This window comes from Paraburkholderia acidipaludis NBRC 101816 (genome assembly GCF_000684975.1).
Lineage (GTDB): Bacteria > Pseudomonadota > Gammaproteobacteria > Burkholderiales > Burkholderiaceae > Paraburkholderia > Paraburkholderia acidipaludis.
In genome coordinates, this window is record NZ_BAXZ01000006.1 from 324612 (window position 1) to 343909 (window position 19298).

Sequence of the window (19298 nt, forward strand, 5' to 3'; positions counted from 1 at the left end):
CTCGCTCACATGATCGCCCCCAACTGCCACGGCACGAATTCATTCTGGCCGTAGCCGTGCTGCTCGCTTTTCGTGCGCTGGCCGGAGGCCGTCGCGAGCATCAGTGCGAAGATCGCCGCGCCCGCCTCGTCCACGCTTTGTTCGCCGTCCAGAATGGTTCCGCAGTTCAGGTCGATGTCCTCTTCCTGGCGGCGCCACAGCGTGCTGTTGGTGCCGAACTTCAGCGACGGCGACGGCGCGCAGCCATAGGCCGAGCCGCGCCCGGTCGTGAAGCAGATCAGGTTGGCGCCGCCGGCCACCTGGCCCGTAGCGGAAACGGGATCGTAGCCCGGAGTGTCCATGAACACGAGCCCGTGCTCGCGCACCGGCTGCGCGTACTCGTAGGTCTGAACGAGCCGCGTCGTGCCGCCCTTCGCCACCGCGCCGAGCGACTTCTCGAGGATCGTCGTCAACCCGCCGGCCTTGTTGCCGGCCGACGGATTGTTGTTCATGTTCGCGTCCATGCGTGCGCAATACGCCTCCCACCAGCGTATGCGCGCCACCAGCTTCTCGCCCACCTCGCGCGACGCGGCGCGGCGCGTGAGCAGATGTTCCGCGCCGTAGATCTCGGGCGTTTCGGAAAGGATCGCCGTGCCGCCGTGAGCGACCAGCCGGTCCACGGCCGAGCCCAGCGCCGGGTTCGCGGTAATGCCCGAATAGCCGTCCGAGCCGCCGCACTGCAGCCCCACCATCAAATGGCGCGCCTCCACCGGCTCGCGCGTCACGCGGTTCGCCTCGGCGAGCAGCGCGCGCACGCGTTCGATCCCCGCCGCGACCGTGCGCGCCGTGCCGCCGGTCTGCTGGATCGTCATGGTCGCGAGCTGCGCGCCGCGTTCCAGATGCTCCGCCTCGACGAGCCCGTCGATCTGGTTGGTCTCGCAGCCGAGCCCGACGATCAGGACAGCAAAGAAGTTGGGATGCCTCGCGTAGCCCGCCAGCGTGCGGCGCAGCACGTCGATCGGCTCGCCTTCGGAGGCCAGCGCGCATCCCTGCCCGTGCGTGAGCGCCACCACGCCATCGACGTTCGGGAATGCTTCGAGCGCCTCGGGATGAATGTCGCGGCGAAAATGGTCGGCAATCGCCCGCGCGACCGTGGCCGAGCAGTTGACCGAAGTGAGGATGCCGATGTAATTGCGCGTGGCGACGCGGCCGTCCGCGCGACGAATGCCTAGAAACGTCGCGGGCTGGGCGGCGTGCGGCGTGTCGTGCGCGTCGACGCCGAATGCATAGTCGCGCTCGAACTCGCCCATCGAAAGATTATGCGTATGGACGTGCTCGCCGCATCGTATCGGCCGGCTCGCGAAGCCGATGATCTGCCCGTAGCGGCGCACCGGCGCGCCCTGCGCCACGTCGCGAACCGCCACCTTGTGGCCGGGAGGAATGAGGCCGGCCACGGTGCGCTCGCCCTCGATGAGTGCGCCGGGCAGCAGTTGCTCGCGCGCGATCGCGACGTCGTCGCGCGGATCGAGCAGGATCAGCGCAGCCGACAGCTTCGGGGCCGGCGGAAGATGAGGCAAGTTCATTGCTGGCCCCCCGCATGCGCGCCGCGCACGCCCACATACAGCGAGTAGATCGACGTGCTGGCCGCGATGAAAAGCCGATTGCGCTTCGGTCCGCCGAACACGAGATTTGCCACGGTTTCCGGCACGAGTATCTTGCCGAGCAGCGTGCCCTCGGGCGTGTAGCAATGAATGCCGTCGCCCGCGCTGGTCCAGACATTGCCGTGCTCGTCCACGCGCATGCCGTCCGGCACGCCCGGCGCAACCTCGGCAAATACGCGCCCGTTGCGCAGGCGGCCCTGCGCGTCGACGTCGAATACGCGGATATGGTGCGGGCCGTGCTCGATGTGCGAGGCGCCGGAATCCGCCACGTAAAGCCGCGACTCGTCGGGCGAGAACGCGAGGCCGTTGGGTTTCGCGAAGTCGTCGGCCACGCGCTCCACCGCGCCGGTGTCGGGCGCCACCCGGTACACATGGCACGCGCCGATTTCGCTCGGTGCGCGATAGCCTTCGTAGTCGCTGAGAATGCCGTAATCCGGGTCGGTGAACCAGACCGAGCCGTCCGAATGCACGACGGCATCGTTCGGCGAATTCAGCCGGCGGCCGTCGTAGCGGTCGGCGATCACGGTGATGCGGCCGTCGTGCTCCGTGCGCGTCACGCGCCGCGCACCGTGCTCGCAACTGACCATCCGGCTTTCGCGGTCCAGCGTGTTGCCGTTGCTGAAGTTCGAGTTGGCGCGAAACACCCCCGTGCCGATGCCGGGCACCCAGCGCATCATGCGGTTGTTGGGAATGTCGCTCCAGACCAGAAACTCGCCGGCCGGAAACCATACCGGGCCTTCGGCCCACATGCATCCGCCCGCGAGCTTTTCGAACTGCGCGTTCGGCTGAAGCAGCGCGCGAAAGCGCGCATCGTGAACTTCATACTCGTCGGGATTCATGGTCTTTTCCTGGTTCCTGAAGGGATCGTTGCGCTCGCAAGCGCCGACGCGCCGCTTACTGGCGCACCCTGCGCCCGCTCGCCACGACAACGGCAATGATAAGGACTCCATAGACGATCGAGCGCACGCCGGCCCCGGCCCCCAGCGCATTGAGCATCGCGTTGGTGAGGTACAGAAACAGCGAAGCGCCCCAGACGCCCGCCACGGTGCCCTTGCCGCCGGCCACCTCGGTGCCGCCGATCACGACCACCGCTACGGAGATCAGCATGTATTCCACGCCCATGTCGAGCGCGGCGCCGCCCGACACGGCCGCCAACAGCAGCCCGGTCAACGCGGCGATGATGGCGGAAAGCACGTAGGTCACGCAGCGCACGCGTTCGACCTTCACGCCCGCGAGCCACGCCGCGCGCGCGTTCTGGCCGAGCGCCGAGAGGCCGCGCCCGAACACCGTGCGATGCAGCACGAACGCCAGCGCCACCGACAGCACGAGCGCGAACCACGCCACGTCGGGCAGCCCGATCATGCGCGCATTCGCGAACGCCTGCAGCGCGGGCGGCGGAGGCGGCATGCCGCGGCTCTGCGTGATGGCGACCGACTGCACGATGAAGCTCGACGAGAGCGTGGCAATGATGGGAGGAATGCGCAGCACGCGGATCAGCAGATAGTTCGCCACGCCCACCAGCACACCCACCGCGAGCGCGACCGCAATGCCGGTCACGATCAGGCCATCCTGGCCTTGCATCAGCTGCACGCCCAGCACGCCGCTCAGTGCGATCGCGGACGGCATGGAGAGATCGATATTGCCGGGGCCGGCCGTGATCACGATCATCTGGCCGAGTCCCACCAGCACCATGAAGACGGCGAACACGAGCGCGGTGGCGACGACATTGCCGGCAATCGAAAAGCCGAACACGCCGGCAATCACGAGCCAGACCAGCACCGCGCCTGCGAACGACCACAGCCACGGCGCCTCCAGCGAACGAAGCCGCGCGCCCAGCGCCATAGGCGGCTCCTCGATGGAACCCGCAAGCGGTTCGGCGGAACCACCGCCCGCGGCATGCGCGGCCGGCGCCGCGCGCGTACCAGTATCGTTGCCGCTCATGTTGCCGCTCATCGCTGGCCTCCGCGGCGTTGCAGCAGCACGCGCAGCGAGAGCACGACGATCAGGATCGCCCCCTGCATGCCGACCTGCCAGTCGGGCGAAACGTTGAGGAAGGCGAGAAACGAGGCCGCGAGCGTGAGCGTCGTCGCGCCCAGCACGGCACCCACCACCGAAACGCGTCCGCCGATGAACTCGCCGCCGCCCAGTATCACCGCGGCGATCGAGAGCAGCGTGTAGCGCAGCGCGAGATTCGCGTCCGCGGAGGTCGTGAGCCCCAGCAAGCAGAGGCCCGAGAGCACGCCGAAGATCCCTGCGATGCCGTACAGCAGCGCCTTGCTGCGCACGAGCGACCAGCCGAAGCGCCGCATCGCGCGCGGGTTGCCGCCGGTGCCGCGCAGCCGCACGCCGAAGGAAGAGCGCATCAGCAGCAGGTGCACGAGCACGGCAATCACCGTGGACCACAAGATCGGCGCGGCGATGAACGGCGTCTGGTAGCCCATGACCGAGGTGAGCCACACAGGGCTCGTGCCGCCAGGCGAAGGCAGCAGCAGGACGGCAAGACCGTTCCAGACGAACGAGAGCCCGAGCGTCACGACGATCGACGGGATCTGCCGGAATTCCACGAGCGCGCCCACGGCCGCATACAGCAGCACGCAGCCCGCGAGCGCCGCGATGCCCACGAGCGGCCGGTCCACCAGCAAGGTCGCGCCGATGCAGGCGACGAGACTCACGAACGGCCCGATCGAGAGGTCGAGATCGTTGGCGGTGATGATCGCAAGCTGCGCCAGCGTGGCGAGCACGAGCGGCACGGCAAGGTTCAGCAGCAGGCCGATGCCGAAATAGCTGAAGGTGGTGGGCTGCAGAAAGAAGATCGGCACCAGCACGGCGACGAGCGAAAACGCGGGCAGGAGCGCGCGCAGGCGGGCGCGGTCGAGCGTCCAGTTCATGCGGGCACCTCCTCGAAGCTTGCCGCCAGCAGCGACTGCTCGTTGCATTCGTGCGCGTGCAGGAGCCGCGTCACCCGGCCCGCGCGGAACACATAAGTCCGGTCGCAATGGGCGAATTCGTCGTTCTCGGTCGTGTACCAGATGAACGTGCGGCCGCGCGCCGCTTCCTCGCGCACGAGCCGGTAGAGTTCGTGCTTCGTGCCGATGTCGACGCCGCGCGTGGGGTCGTCCATCAGGATCAGCTGCGCGTCGGAGGCCAGCGCGCGGGCGAACAGCACCTTCTGCTGATTGCCGCCGGACAGCGAGAGGATGCCGGCGCTCAGCGGCGCGCCGCGTATGCCGATGCGCCCCGCCCATGTATTCGCGAGCGCGCGCGCCGCGCGGCGATCGATCACGCGCGGCGCCCTGCCGCCGCCGTCCGCGCCGCGGCGCCCGTCGAGCAGCGAGCGGATGTCGAGATTCTGGGCAATCGACCACAACGGAAACACCCCGTCGCGCGGGCGGTCGCCGGCCACGAAGGCGACCCGCTCGCGGCCCTTCGTGGCCGCTTCGTAGATCGTCAGCAAGGCCTCGCTCTGCCCCTGCCCCGCGAGCCCCGCGAAGCCGATCACTTCACCGCGCGGCGCGTCGATCTGCGCCCGTGCGCCCGTTCCCAGCGCCCAGCGGTAGCCCGATTGCACCGATTGGACCGATTGGCTCGCTTGCCCGCGCGTGCCGTCGCGCCCCGCCGGGCCGCGCTGCGCGCCCTTCGCCGTGCCTGCCTCGATGTGCAGATCCTGGCCCATCGCGCGGATGATGGCGTCCTGCGTGATCGCCTCGCGCGGCAAGACGGCGGCTGCGCGGCCGTCGCGCATCACCAGCACGCGCTGCGCCGCCTGCACGATTTCGCCCAGCATATGGCTGATCAGGATCGTCGCGATGCCGCGCTCGCTCGCGCGCTCGATGAAATCGAGCAGTTGCGCCGCGGTGTGCGCGTCGAGACTCGAGGTCGGCTCGTCGAGAATCACGAGCTTCACGGGATCGCGCACGACCGTGAACGCGCGCGCGATCTCCACCATCTGGCGCTGCGTGAGCGTGAGATCCGCGATCAGCTCGTGCCCCTTCAGGCCATGGCCCGGAAAGATCGCGTCGAGCTGCTCGAGCATCAGACGCGTTGCGCGGCGCCGCCAATCGTGCCCGTGCAGCTCGGGATGCACGATCGGCATGTTCTCGGCGACGCTCAGGTTCGCGCACAGCGAAAGCTCCTGGAACACGCAGCGCACGCCCGCCGCCCGCGCCACGTTCGGATCGTAGCCCGACACCTCGCGGCCCTCGATCGTCATCGCGCCTTCGTCGGGCTGGAATACGCCGGTCAGCACGGCCATCAGCGTGGACTTGCCCGCGCCGTTATGGCCGGCAATGCCCACGCATTCTCCGGCGCGGAACTCGAAGCGGATGTCGGCCAGCGCCTTCACCCGGCCGAAGGTCTTGCCGATACCGCGCAAACCGATCAGCGCCGGCGCCGCGTCATGAGAGTCGGTCAATCCGTTCTCCTGACTACTTCGCGTCGACGATCTTAACGACCTCGTCCCGGCTGTACAGCTTGTTGGCAATGCCGCCCGGCGGCGTCTTCGCGAGCACGGCGTCGAGCTGGTCGGAGGTGACGGACATGAGCGGCATCTGGATGTCGTGCGGCAGCTTCTTGCCCGCGAGCAGTTGCTGCGTGACCCAGAACGCGAACGTCGCGGCGCCCGGCGGGATCGTCACCGAGAGCGTTTCATAGCCGCCGTTCTTGCGCTGCTGCGCCCACCACGCAAGCTCCTCCTGGCGATTGCCGAGGATGATGATCGGCGTCGGGCGGCCCGCTTCCTTGATCGCATTCGCCGCGCCCAGGCCGTCGCCGCCCTGGGTGACCACGCCGTCGATCTTCGGCAGCGTGGGCAGGATGCCGGCCACCTGCTTCTGCGCGACCGCCTGCGTCCAGTCGCCGTGCACCGAGCCGACGATCTTCAGGCCCGGATACTTCTTGATTTCGTCGGTGATGCCGCGATGGATTTCGTCGTCGACCGACACGCCGGCGAGGCCGCGGATTTCGAGCAGATTGCCCTGGCCGTTCAGGCGCTTCGCCATGTAGTCGATCTGCATGGCGCCCAGCTGGTGAAAGTCGACCGCAATGCGGTACGCGCACGGCTCCGTCGCAATGCCGTCGAACGTGACGACGGTGACGCCCGCCGCGCACGCCTGCTTGATCACGCCATTGAGCGCCGTCGGCGAGGCGGCGTCGATCGCGATCGCCTTGTAGCCCTGCAGGATGAGGTTCTGGATCTGCTGCGCCTGCTCCGTGGCCTGGTTTTCGGCCGTCGTGAACGTGGGCGCCGCCGCGACGATGCCGGCCTTGACGGCCGGGTCGGCCACCTCGGACCAGCTCTTGAGCATGGTCTGCCGCCAGCTGTTGCCGGCGTAGTTGTTGGAAAGCGCGATCTTCATCGCCGCGGTGCTGCCGCCGGCCGCCACCTGCGCCTGCGCGGCGCCGGCAGTGACAAGGCAAAGTCCGAGAACTGCAGAAGCCAGGTACGAACGCACTTGCTGTCTCCTTGTGGTCTGTTCGGGACGTCCGCGTGGGGCCCGGCGGGGCCTAGCCGGCCCGCAGCGTTGCAATGCGCTGCGGGTGGGCCGAGTGGCCGGCCATGAAGCATGGCCGTAAAGCAGGCCATAAAGCGAGCCGAATCGGGCAAAACGGACGGAGAAGGTCGAACCGGATTGACGGCCTGTCTCGGCTAACTAATATACTAGTTGAACGATCGCATGTGAGGACTTTTTGCACCGCCGCACCTACGGTATTACCCCAGGATGTGTTCATGCCCGCCTATGACCCGACTTCTGGCCAGATTTTCGGCGACCGGCCCGTAGAATGAAATTTTGATCTGCCTACCATTCCCTGGCTCATGAAAACCGACCGCAACGATCCCGAGCAGTTCATCGCCCGCGTGCTGCCCGACCCCACCTCGCTCGATCGCGCGCAGCCGCTCTCCACGCAGATCTACCGCCTGCTGCGCGAAGCGATCGTGACGATGGCCGTCCTGCCCGCCGACGTGATCTTCGAGCGCGCGCTGGCCGAAACGCTGGGGATCTCGCGCACGCCCGTGCGCGAAGCGCTGCAGCAGCTCGCCCGGGAGGAACTCGTGACGATCGCGGCGCAATCGGGCACTTTCGTCGCCCCGGTGCGGCGCGAGCAGTTCGCGGAAGGGGCGCTGATCCGGCGCGTGCTCGAAAGCGCGAGCATCCGCCGCGCGGCGCAGCTGATCACGGCGCGCGAACTCGACGCCTTGCACGACATTCATGAAGTGCACCGGCGCGCGATCGACCGCGGCGATCCGGTAGCGGCAATTCGTCAGGACAACCGATTTCATGCGACGGTGGGTGCGGCGGCGCGGCTGCCCAAGGTGCTGCAGTTGATCGAACTCGTGCGTGCGCCTATCGACCGCGTGCGCTACGTCACGGCGCGCGAGCCCGACGAGGGCGCAATGACGCTCGCGCAGCACCAGCAGGTGCTCGAAGCACTGCTTCAGCACGACCCGGACGCGGCGGAACGCGCGCTGCTCGCGCATCTCGACGACGCGCTGCTGCGCCAGCAGCGCGTGTTCGACGAGCACGTCGAGTTGTTCGAGGGTTAACGGCGGAGTGAACGGCAGTCGCCCGCTCAGAACGCGCCGGCGCCGGCAACGGCGCAAACCACGCCCAGCACGGTGACGAGCAGCAGGATCGCGACGAGTGCGAACAAATACGCACCGCGCGGTCGCAATCGTCGCGGCAGCACCGTCACCGCCAGCGCGATCAGGAGACCCATCACGAGCGGCAGCATCAGCGTGTTGACGACCTGCAGGGCGACGGTCAGCGAAACGAGGTCGGGCACGAGCCACACCAGCACCGCGCTGCCGGCCACGCAGGTTGCGTAGGTGCAGATGAACCAGCGATCGAGTCTGCCGCCGCGCGCGTTGTCGTTGCCCTTGCCCTTGCCGTTACCCACGGCCCATTCGTCGACGCCCCCGGCCAGCGCGAGCGATGCCACGATGGCGGCCACCATCGAAGCGCCCAGCACGCCGACGCCGAACAGCAGGCCCCCTACCTCGGTGCCCAGCGTCGAGATCAGCATCGCACTAATGTCGCCGATCGTTTCCAGCCGCGGCGCGGCGTGGAGCTGGAGGACGATAGCCGCGCTCGCCACCAGCACGGCCGCCGTCAGCAGTTGGGTCAGCACGGCGCCGACCGCCGTATCGCGGCGCTCGGCGCGGTAGTCGTCCCACTGCCGATGCCGGGGCGCAACGGCTGCCTGCTGATAGAAAATCATCCAGGGATTGAAGACCGCGCCGATCAGCCCCGCGGCCGACCATAGGAAGGCGCGATTGCCGATCGGCCAGTCGATCGCATGACGCACGACCATGGCGGGATGCGGATGCGCGGCCCATGCGATATAGAAGAATACGAGCTCGCACAAACCGATCAGGAGTGCGACGCGTTCGATGCGCCGCCACGTGCCGCTCAGCACCACGCAGAACAACAGCGCCGCGGCGATCGGCAGGGTCTGCTCGCGCGCGATCCCGACCATCTCGCCCACGCCGGCCACGGCGGTGAACTCCGTGATCAGCGAGCCGATTGTGGAAACGGCGAGGCCGATCATCGAGAGCAAAGCCCAGCGCGTGCCAAAGCGTTCGCGAATCAGCTCGCCGTGGCCGCGCCCCGTGTAGATGCCGAGGCGCACGGTCAGCTCCTGCACCATGTAGAGCGCCGGGGTCAGCAGCAGCAACAGCGGCATCAGGCGATAGCCCCACTGCTCGCCGCTCTGCGCCGCCGTGACGACATTGCCGGCATCGGTATCCGCCAGCGCGGCGAGAACGCCGGGGCCCCAGACGGCCAGCGCGCGCCATCCGCTACGGCGCCGCGGCGGCGGCGGCCGTCGCGCCCCGCCGCGCCCGTTCGAAGCCGTCTCGCCGTTCTCTTCGCTGCGCGCCACCTCCACGCTCTCCTCCCTCGCCAAACGCGTGCGCCGCGCTATCGACTGCACTGCAAACCGCGCTGCGAACCGCACTGCGCGCCGGCCGAGCCTGCACCGCCGGCCGCATCGCGCGCGAGCCCCGCCAGCAGGCCGCTCGCGCGCCGCACCTTCGCCTGCACCGCGCGCTCCAGCACAGAGCGGCCGTCGGGCACCGCGAGCGTGAAGAACGTCCGCGCGCGCGTGATGCCGGTGTACACGAGCTCGCGCGTGAGGATCGGACTGTAGGTGTCCGGTAGCACGAGCGCCGCGTGCGCGAACTCCGAGCCCTGCGATTTGTGCACGGTCAGCGCGAACACCGTTTCCACGCCCTGCAGCCGGCTCGGCGAGACCCATTTCACGCCGCCCGCTCCGTCGCCGGCCGGGAACGCCACGCGCAGCACCGGCGGCGCGCCGGCTTCGATCGGCAGCGCGAGCGCAATGCCGATGTCACCGTTCATGAGCCCCAGCTCGTAGTCGTTGTGCGTGACGAGCACGGGTCGCCCCGCGTACCAGTCGCCGTGCGGATCGATCAGATTCTGCGCCTGCAACAGGCGCGCAACGCGCCGGTTCAGCCCTTCGACACCCCACGCGCCGCGCCGCAAGGCGCATAGCAACTGAAATTCGCCGTGCGCCTTCAGCACACCGGCCGCCCATCGCGCGAGCGCCTCGGGCGAGGCGCCCGGCGCGGGCTGCGTGGCGCGCATCGTCTCCAGATAGTGCCGATAGCCGCGCCGCCGCGCTTCAGGCGCCGCCGCGCGATCCCCGGCGAAGCCGTCGACGACCAGCGCGGCGAACGGCCCGTCGTCGGCCGTCGAGCAGGCGAGGCGCGCCAGATCGGCATAGCCGCGCGACCAGATCTTCGCGACGCTCACCGCATCGCCCACGTTGACGAGTTCCGCCAGCGCGCCGATGCCGCTGTCGGCCGCGAAACGATGGCTCTCGCGCAGCATCGCCACGGCCTGGTCGAGCGGCAGACCGCGCGCGTCGAGCATGGCGGCGTCGATGCGCTCGCCCGTCGCCGCTTCGAGCCAGGCGCGCGTGGCCTCGGTGTAGTGGCCCTCGCGCGCGCGATCGCACAGCTCGCCGAGCACCGCGCCCGCCTCCACCGACGCCAGCTGGTCCTTGTCGCCGAGCAGGATGAGGCGCGCGCCCGGCGGCAGCGCAGCGAGCACGGCGGCCATCATTTCCAGATCGACCATCGATGCCTCGTCGATCACGAGTACGTCGACCGGCAGCGGATTGGCGGCGTCATGGCGAAAACGCCGCGTGCCGGGCCGCGTGCCCAGCACGCGATGCAGCGTCGCGACCACCTTGGGAATGGCCGCGCGCAGCGCTTCGCCGTTGGATAGCGCCGCGAACGGCAGCCGCTCCACGGCGCCCGCGATCGATTCGTTGAGCCGCGCCGCGGCCTTGCCCGTGGGCGCCGCGAGGCGGATGCGCAGCGGCCGCGCGTTCGCTGCGCCCAGCGCGAGCGTCTGCAGCAGCGCGAGCAGCTTCACGACGGTCGTGGTCTTGCCGGTGCCGGGGCCGCCCGTGACGATGCTGAACGCGCTGCGGGCCGCGACCGCGCAGGCGAGCTTCTGCCAGTCCGCGCGGCGCGCTGCCTGCTCGTCATCGCCCGGCCCAAACAAGGCATCGAGCGCCGTGCGGGCCATGCCGGCCGGCAACGCGGCTTCGAGTTGCGCGCTCCGCGCAAGCCGTTTCTCGATGCCCACGCGCACGTCCTGTTCGTACTGCCAATAGCGCCGCAAGTAGAGACGTGTGCCCGCCGCCACGAGCGGGGTGTCGCCACCCGCGTCGCCACCGGATATGCCTGTCGTGTCCACCACGCCGGCTACGTCCAACGCTTCGCACCACTGCGCGAGCGTCACGCCCGCGAGCACCTCGGCCGGCGACGGCGGTAGTTCCGCCCCCGCGGGCTGCGGACCGTCGGGCGGCAGCGAAAGCGCGAACGCGGGATCGTCGAGCGTCGCCTGCAAGTCGAGGCAAACGTGGCCGCGCCCAAGCTGGTGACTCGCGAGCGCGGCGCCCAGCAGCAGGAGCGGCGTCACCTCGGGCGCCTCGGTCCGCAGGAAGCGCACGAACGCGCCGTCGAGCGCGCGCAGCCAGCCGCGTTCGACCCAGCGCTCGAGCACGTCCAGCATCCGGGCCGTCGATTCGCGCGCCGCGTGTGCGCGCGCCGCGGTTCCCGCGCCATCCGCACGGCTCGCGGCCGGCTGCGGCAGCGGGTTCGCGGCCTCCTCCAGTTCGAGCTGCGCGAACAGGTCGCCGGTGACGCCGATCGTGTCTTTCGTGCGTCGCTTCGTCATGCCACGTCCTCTACGGCGTCATGCTGTGCAAAAAGCGCGTCGAGCTGCTCGATCAGTTCGCGCGGCGGCCGCTCGAAATGCAGCCCCTGCCCCGGTGCATGCGCGCCGCGCAGGAAGAGATACACCGCGCCGCCCACATGGCGGTCATAGTCGTAATCGGGCAGCCGCGCCCGCAGCAGCCGGTGCAATGCGAACAGATACAGCACGTACTGCAGTTCATAGCGTGAATGCAGGATCTGCGCGCGCATGCGTTCCGCCGTGTAGGCCGTATCGTCGGGACCGAGCCAGTTCGATTTGTAGTCGGCCACGTAATAGCGGCCCTCATGCTCGAATACAAGGTCCATGAAGCCCTTGAGCATGCCGTTCAGGCGCGCGGCGTCCAGCGCGGGACGCGCTTCGCCATTGAGCGTCATCGCGGTCACGAGCGCGTCGAGCGCCTGCGTATCCACGCGATGCGCCGCCACCCAGAACTCCATTTCGGCCATGTAGGCGTCCAGCTTCTCGAACGTGACTGGCGTCGCGCTCCCGCTCGCCCGCGGCGGCAAATGCAACGGTGTCCTGACCAGATGCAGCAGCCATTGCGTGAGCGGCTCGATCCAGCGCGACCAGCCGCGCACGTTGCAGCGGCGCGCGACCTGGTCGCGCACTGCTTCGGGATCCTGTGCAATCGCGGCGAAACCCTCGTTGGCCGCCCATTCCATCAGGTCGTGCAGGAAGCTGCCGGCGTCCGCGCCGCGCTCGAAGCCGTGCAAGGTATCGCCGGCAGGCGCCATCAGCGGTGCTGCGGTCGGCGCGACACCTGCCTCTTCATCCGGCGGCGCGCCCGCTTCGAGCAATTCGAGGAACACGTCCTCGCCGCGCGTGTCGGGCGCCGCGCGCGCGCCGTCGCTTACGTCCGAGCCGGGTGCCGCACCTGGCGCCGCTTCCACCGTCTTCAGGCTCGAATAGCTCGCGATCCACCAGCGCTCCCGCTCGCGCATGGGGAACGCGCGCGCGGGCCCGCGCTCCGCCGCGAGTCCGCGCACGGCGAAGATTTCGCTCTGCGGTTCCGGCGCGGGCGCGACCTCGATATCCGCGCATGCCCCGCGCAGCGCTTCGAGCCGCGCCGCGGTTTCCTCGGCCGGCAGCGGCGCGCCGCCGCCTGCCAGATAGCCGAACGCGCTCGCCTCCACGCCCGCCAGCGGCGCATAGCCCACCCACGTCGCGTAGCACGCGCGCGTGAGCGCCACGTAGAGCTTGCGCAGGTCCTCGCCGAGCCGTTCGCGATCGGCCTGATGCAGCACGTGCGCATCGGCTTCCAGCGTCACGCGCAGCGTGCCGGTTTCGTCGTGCCACTTGAAGGGCACGTCGTCGGGCTTGACCGCGCGATACGCGCACGCGAACGGCAGGAACACCAGCGGATACTCGAGCCCCTTCGACTTGTGGATCGTCACCACCTGCACGAGCGCGGCATCGCTTTCGAGCCGCAACTGGCGTGCGTCGCCGCCTCCCGCGCTTTCATCCTCGCGCTGCTCGTCGAGATAGCGGATCAAGGCATGCTCGCCGTCGAGCTGCGTGCTGGCTTGCTGAAGCAGTTCGGCGAGGTGCAGCAGATTCGTGAGCGCGCGCTCGCCATTACCGGTTTCACCCAACAGCCGCTGCGGCACCTGAAAGTCGTTCAGCAGGCGCCGCAGCATCGGCAGCACGCCCTTTCTGCGCCAGCAGTCGCGGTAACCGCGGAATTGCAGCACGCGCGCCTCCCAGGCGATTTCGTCGCGGGAAAGCGCGTCGAGCTCGTCCCAACCCAAGCCCAGCACCGAACTCGCGAGGGCCGTGCGCACGAGGCGGCCGTCGTCGGGCTCCGCACAGGCGGCCAGCCAGTAGCGCAGTTCCTCGGCTTCGGGTTCCCCGTACACGGAGTCGCGGTCGGAGAGATACACGCTGCGCACGCCGCGCGCGGCGAGTGCCTCGCGTATCGCTTGCGCCTCGCCACGGTTATTCACGAGCACCGCCATGTCGGAAGGCTGCAGGGCTCGCAAGCCCCGTTCGCCCGCGAAGCCGGCCGCCCCTGCCTGTCCGAGGTTGAGCAGGCGCACCATGCCGCTCGCGCAGCTCTGCGCCATGGCAGCCAGGTAGGCCGTCTTGCTGAGCGGCTTGCCATCGTCGGCCGGCGGCAGCCACCAGACGTTCAATGCAGCGAGGTCGGCGCCCTCCGCCACGAAGGTTTCGGGCAAGCCGTTCGCCTCGGCTTCGACGAACGGCAGCGCATTGTCGTTTTCCTCTGCATTGCGAAACAAAAATGCGCCGCTGCCGTCGGGGCGCTGCTCGGCCGCGTCGAAGCAGCGGTTGACCGCCGCCACCATCGCCCGCGTCGAACGGAAGTTCTTCTTGAGCGTGTAGAGACGCCCTTCGCATGCGCGCCGCGCGCGCAGATAGGTATAGATATCGGCGCCGCGGAACGCATAGATGGCCTGCTTCGGATCGCCGATCAGAACGATCGCCGTCGCCGGGTCGCTCTCGCCGATGCGATAGACCCGGTCGAAGATCTCGTACTGCACCGGGTCGGTGTCCTGGAACTCGTCGATGAGCGCCACCGGGTATTGCCGGCGGATGATCTCCGCGAGGCGCGGGCCGTTCTCCTGCTTCAGGGCCGCGAGCAGGCGCGTGAGCAGATCGTCGAAGCCCATTTGCGAGCGGCGCGCCTGCTCCTCCTCGAAGCGCCGCGCGACCCAGCGCGCCGCATGGCAGAGCAGCGCTTCGCGCGCGTCGGGCCGCGAGGCGAGCGCTTCGCGCAGCGTTTCCATGGCCGCGAAGGCCGGGTGCGCGGGCGGCGCGCTGCCCGGCTTCCAGATCTCCGCGAGGCCCGCGGGCGTGAGGCGCGTCCACACAGCGGCCTTGTCGTCGAAGCCCGGGTGCTCCATGTCGGGATCGTGCGCCCAGGTCCGCAGCTTCTCGATCCACGTCTCGCAGTTGCGCGTGTTCAGTTTGCGCGCGTCGAACTGGTTCTTCGCGCGTGCCGCGTCGAGCAGTTCCTTCACCTCGTCGATCCACGCGCGCCACGGCGCCTTCAGCGCATCGAGGGCCGCGCGCGCCTGCGTGCGCGCTTCGCGCAGCGCCGCAGCGGGCTCCGGCGCATCGGGCAGCAGGTCCGCATGCGCCAGCAAGCCGCGTAAGGCCGGGTGCAGCGCGTCCGGGCTCGCGAACCACGCACGCACCTCCTGCGCGCACTGCGCATCGAGCGGCGCCATGAACGTGCGCCAGTAGTCGCGCACCACCTCGGCACGCAGCTCGGTCTGGTCGGTTTCGAGCGTCTGCGAAAAAAGGCTGTCGCTGTCGAACGCGTGCTCGCTCAGCATGCGGTTGCACCAGCCGTGGATCGTCGAAACGGCCGATTCGTCCATCCATTCCGCGGCCAGTTCCAGACGGCGGGCGCAGGCCGGCCACTGTTCGGGCGCGTAGCTGCCGCGCAGTGCGTGCAGGAGGTCGCCGCTTTCTTCGAAAAGTGCCGCCTCGTCAGGGTCCGCGCGGAAAACCCGGGCCGCTTCGGCGAGCCGTGCGCGGATCCGTTCGCGCAGTTCCTTGGTCGCCGCGTCCGTGAACGTGACGACGAGAATCTCGGGCGGCGTGAACGCGCGCGCGCCCTCCTCCGTCGCAAGACCCTCGCCGTGGCCGAGCACGAGGCGCACGTAGAGCATGGCGATCGTGAAGGTCTTGCCGGTGCCCGCGCTGGCCTCGATCAGGCGGCTGCCGGACAGCGGAAAGCGCAAGGGCTCCAGGTCCTTGACGTCGGCCGTGGTGTCGTGTACCGGGCTCATGCGGTCTCTCCTGCGGCGGCCTTGGCGTTCTTGTCGCTCTCGTCGCCCCCCTCGCTCCCGCGTTTCGCGCGCGAGCCGGCCAGCGGCGCGCGCTGCACGGGCAGCAACAGCGAAGTCGCCAGCGCGATGAATTCATCGTGGACGACGAGCGCTTCGAAGTCGGGGAACGCGCGACGCAGATACGCATTCGTCTCGCGTTCGCCGGGGGCGCGCAGCGCGCCTTCATAAGCCGCGCGCGCGGCTTCCCAGGCTTCCGGCGGCACCGCGCCCCGGCTGCCGTCGAAGGCCTCCGGCAGCCGGCGCAGCCAGGCGAATGCCGTCTTGAGCGCCAGCGGCAAGGGCCGGCGCGTGCCCTCATGCCAGGCGCGCAGCAGCGTAATCAGATAGTCGCGCGCGAGCTCGGGGACAACGGGCGCGAACTCGGCCACGCCGACCTTGCTCACGATCACGGTCGTTACCGCGCCCGCGGCCAGTTGCGCGGCGACGTGCGCGACCCAGTACGCCACGAGCCGGTCGCCGCGATATTTGTTGTCCTTCACGAGCGTGCCCGCGTCGAGGATCACGCGGCCGCGCGCGCCGTCCGGTCCTGCGCGCAGGTCGTCGACCCAGTCGGCGAGCGCGAGGCTGCCGCCGCCCGCGTCCGCATCCGCATCCGCTTCGAGACGCACCTCATATTGGTGTTCGAGCGGCTCGGGCCAACGCGCCAGCGCCTTGCGGTATTCCGTGAAGAGCTCCGCCATCGGCTCGAGCAGCTCTTCGCCGATCACCTCGCCGAAGCCGCCCGTCACCAGGTCGCCGCCGCGATGCATGCGTTCGAGCCGCGCGAGCGCCGCGGGCTCGAGATCGGTCTCGCCGCGCTCCATCGCCGCCACCTGCGCGCGGATCAGCTCGCCCTGAAGCTGCCAGGCCTTCAGCGCGTCCACGTCGAACGGTTCGTGGTTCTCGCTTGCCGCGTCCGCGGTTTCCAGCGCCACGCGCAGGCGCTGGCGAAAGAAGCTGCGCACCGGATCGCGCAGGAATTCGGCCAGTTCCGCGATCGTGAGCGGTTCGTCGCGCTCGGCCGGCGCCAGCGCGCTCGCCTCTACGGCCGCGCGCGGCAGCGGCGCGGGCCGGCTCCACTCGTGCGCGTAGGTATAAAGACGCGAGACGTGGCCCCGCGCCGGGAAATAGTCGGCGCTGAACGGCTGCAGGCGATGTTCGATCGTCAAGGCGTCGAGCAGCGCGTCGGGCTCGCCGGACTCCGCGCCCGCCAGCCGCCAGCCCGCCTTCAGATGATCGCGCAACTGCGCCACCAGCACCGAAGGCGGCCGCTCCGTGTTGTCGGTCACGCTGCGCCCGATCCACGAAACATGCAGATGGTCACGCGCCGAAAGCAAGGCTTCGAGAAACAGATAGCGGTCGTCCTCGCGGCGCGAGCGGTCGCCCGGACGATAGTCGCGGCGCATGAGGTCGAAGTCGAGCGGCGTGCGGCTGCGCGGATAGTCGCCGTCGTTCATGCCCAGCAGGCAAACGTGGCGAAACGGAATCGCGCGCATCGGCATCAGCGTCGCGAAAGTCACGGCGCCCGCGAAAAAGCGCTGCTGCAGACCGCCGCCCTCCAGCACGCCCAGCCAGTTCGCGGCCACGATCGCGAGCGGCAGCGGGTCCGCGAGGCGCGCTTCGGCGCAGGCGTCGCGCCACGTTTCGAGCGCGGTGTCGAGGCGCTCCAGCGTGTAGGCGTCCTCGCCATCGCCCGCGTCGAAGAAGGTCGTCTTGAGGGCGCGCAGCCGCTCGCACCAGACCTCGACCGTCGCGGGCTCGCGCAGCGTCTGCCAGGCGGCGTCGAGCGCATCCACGAGGCGCGTGAGCGGGCCGAGCAGCGCGGCGTCCAGGCCGCCGATCTGCGCATACGGCTCGATGCCGCGCCAGGCTCCCGCGCGATCGCCGGCCGCGTAGCCGAGCAGCATGCGCCGCAGGCCGAAAGCCCAGCTGTTGGGTGCACCGAGATCGTCGGCCTGCGGCAGCCCGAGGCTCGCGCGCTGCTCCGCATGCAGGCCCCAGCGGATGTTCGCCCCGTCGATCCAGTTGTGCAGCGTCGGCAGGTCCTCCACGTCGATGCCGAAGCGCGCGCGCACCGCGGGCACTTCGAGCAGGTCGAGCACGTCGCTCACGCTCACGCGCGCATACGGCAGCGCGAGCAGCATCTCCAGCGCGCCGATCAGCGGATCGAACGCGCGCTGCGCGCGGTCGGCAATGCTGAACGGGATATGGCGCGGGTCGTCGGCATCGGAGAGGCCGAACACGGCCTGGATGTGCGGCGTATAGACCTCGATGTCCGGCACCATCACGATCACGTCGCGCGGGCGCAGCGTCGGGTCGGCGGCGAAGGCGGCGAGCAGCCGGTCGTGCAGGATTTCCACCTCGCGCTGCGCGCTGTGCGCGACGTGAAAGCGGATCGATTCGTCGGCTTCGGGATCGACTTCGTCCCAGTGCGTTTGGGTCTCGCGCAGCGGCCGCAGGTCGCGGATATCGTCCTGCAACTGCTGCAGCAAGGTAAGCGGATCGTCGCCGTCGAACAGGTCGATGCGCTGGCCGATGCGCGTGAAATGCGGGGCGTAGCTCGCGCGTGCCTCGTCGCTGTCGTACTCGTCGAGCAGGCCGATGAAGTCGCGGCCCTGCTTGCCCCACGCCGCCAGCAGCGGCTGGGCGTGCAGGTGCAGCAGCGATTCGTCGAGCGCGACGGGCGCGTTCGGGCGGCGCCGCTGGCGCGCGTGGCTCGCGCGCAGCAGGTCCTTGTCGGCGACGATATCGGCCCAGTAGTGCATGCACGGGTTGTGCACGCACATCAGCACCTGGGTCCAGCGCGCGAGCGCGGCAAGCACCTCCACCGACTGGCGCGGCAGGCTCGAAATGCCGAATACGACGAGGCGGCGCGGCAGGCCCGCGGGCCTCGCATCGCCCACGCGCCAGTCTTGCGCGACCTGCATGAAGGCCTCGTGCACGGCCGCGCGGCCCGTGCGCCGCGCGTCGACTCCGACCGCCGCGCCCGGGGTGTCTTGTTCACCGGCGCCTACGTCGTCGAGCAGCGCGCGCCACAGCGCGGCCTGCCAGCGCGCGTCGTCGGGCAACGGCGTGCGCTGGTTGCGCGCGTCGATCAGCACGTCCTCGTGCTCGGCCCACGCGGCCAGCCAGTCGGCGCGATAGACCTGGTACTGGTCGAACAGATCGGCCACACGTTCCGCAAGCTGAAAACGTTTCTTCTGGTCGTCGTCGCGCGCCATGAAGCGCTTGAGCGGCGCGTAGGCCGGCTCGTCGAGCAGCGCCGGCAAAAGGCGCATGAGCCGCCAGGTGAGGCGCGACTTGTCGAAGGGGGAAACGGCCGGCACCGCGTCCGGACCCAGCACCGCGCGATAGGCCTGCCAGAGAAAGCGCGAGGGCAGCGACATCTCGAGGGCGGCCGCGATGCCGCAGCCGCCCTCGGCCGGGTCCGCGGCGAACGCGAGCTTGAGCCACTGTGCGATGCCGTTGCTCTGCACGAGCATCACTTCTTTTTCGAGCGGCCCGATCGGGTTCTCGCGGATCCACTGCACGATCAGGTCGCGCAGCCGCTCGGGCTGATTGCCATGCGCAAGCATCAGTCCGGTGGGAAGTTCGCGCGCGCTCAAGCGGGGCTCCTG

At 69.4% G+C, this 19298-nt stretch carries 11 protein-coding genes; 1 reads left to right on the plus strand and 10 read right to left on the minus strand.

Annotation, left to right across the window (positions count from 1 at the left end):
• Positions 1-5: 5 nt before the first annotated feature.
• The 6 genes from BAC01S_RS10305 to BAC01S_RS10330 all read right to left on the minus strand — a co-directional run bounded on the left by BAC01S_RS10305 (position 6) and on the right by BAC01S_RS10330 (position 6994).
• Positions 6-1556: a UxaA family hydrolase gene (locus BAC01S_RS10305; protein WP_245616553.1), complete on the minus strand. Its 1551-nt coding sequence runs from the start codon at positions 1554-1556 to the stop codon at positions 6-8.
• Between the two features lie 2 nt (positions 1557-1558).
• A complete protein-coding gene (locus BAC01S_RS10310) occupies positions 1559-2479 on the minus strand; it encodes an SMP-30/gluconolactonase/LRE family protein (protein WP_027794696.1) in 921 nt (306 codons plus the stop codon).
• Between the two features lie 55 nt (positions 2480-2534).
• Positions 2535-3482 carry an ABC transporter permease gene (locus BAC01S_RS10315; RefSeq protein WP_043201843.1) on the minus strand — a complete coding sequence of 316 codons (948 nt, stop codon included), beginning with the start codon at positions 3480-3482 and terminating at the stop codon, positions 2535-2537.
• Positions 3483-3589: 107 nt separating this feature from the next.
• Positions 3590-4528, minus strand: a complete 939-nt coding sequence (locus tag BAC01S_RS10320; protein ID WP_027794698.1) for an ABC transporter permease — start codon at positions 4526-4528, stop codon at positions 3590-3592.
• The gene (locus tag BAC01S_RS10325; RefSeq protein WP_027794699.1) at positions 4525-6051 is read right to left on the minus strand and encodes an ATP-binding cassette domain-containing protein; all 1527 of its coding nucleotides are present in this window, start codon (positions 6049-6051) and stop codon (positions 4525-4527) included. Before BAC01S_RS10325 ends, BAC01S_RS10320 begins: the two co-directional genes overlap by 4 nt.
• A gap of 13 nt (positions 6052-6064) precedes the next feature.
• A complete protein-coding gene (locus tag BAC01S_RS10330; protein ID WP_156954378.1) occupies positions 6065-6994 on the minus strand; it encodes an ABC transporter substrate-binding protein in 930 nt (309 codons plus the stop codon).
• A gap of 458 nt (positions 6995-7452) precedes the next feature.
• Here BAC01S_RS10330 and BAC01S_RS10335 point away from each other — a divergent pair, with 458 nt between their 5' ends.
• Positions 7453-8181, plus strand: coding sequence for a GntR family transcriptional regulator (locus tag BAC01S_RS10335; RefSeq protein WP_043201773.1), 729 nt, complete (start codon positions 7453-7455; stop codon positions 8179-8181).
• Between the two features lie 26 nt (positions 8182-8207).
• Here BAC01S_RS10335 and BAC01S_RS30890 read toward each other — a convergent pair whose 3' ends face one another.
• From BAC01S_RS30890 to recC, 4 genes are read right to left on the minus strand one after another with little or no spacing between them, the layout of a single operon-like run.
• Complete coding sequence (locus BAC01S_RS30890) at positions 8208-9518, minus strand: NRAMP family divalent metal transporter (RefSeq protein WP_245616554.1); 1311 nt, start codon at positions 9516-9518, stop codon at positions 8208-8210.
• A gap of 38 nt (positions 9519-9556) precedes the next feature.
• A complete protein-coding gene (gene recD, locus BAC01S_RS30895; RefSeq protein WP_245616555.1) occupies positions 9557-11848 on the minus strand; it encodes an exodeoxyribonuclease V subunit alpha in 2292 nt (763 codons plus the stop codon).
• Positions 11845-15642 carry an exodeoxyribonuclease V subunit beta gene (recB, locus tag BAC01S_RS30900; RefSeq protein WP_043201775.1) on the minus strand — a complete coding sequence of 1266 codons (3798 nt, stop codon included), beginning with the start codon at positions 15640-15642 and terminating at the stop codon, positions 11845-11847. Before recB ends, recD begins: the two co-directional genes overlap by 4 nt.
• Positions 15639-19286, minus strand: coding sequence for an exodeoxyribonuclease V subunit gamma (gene recC / locus BAC01S_RS10355; protein ID WP_027794702.1), 3648 nt, complete (start codon positions 19284-19286; stop codon positions 15639-15641). The genes recB and recC overlap by 4 nt, the downstream gene beginning before the upstream one ends.
• Positions 19287-19298: the final 12 nt, after the last annotated feature.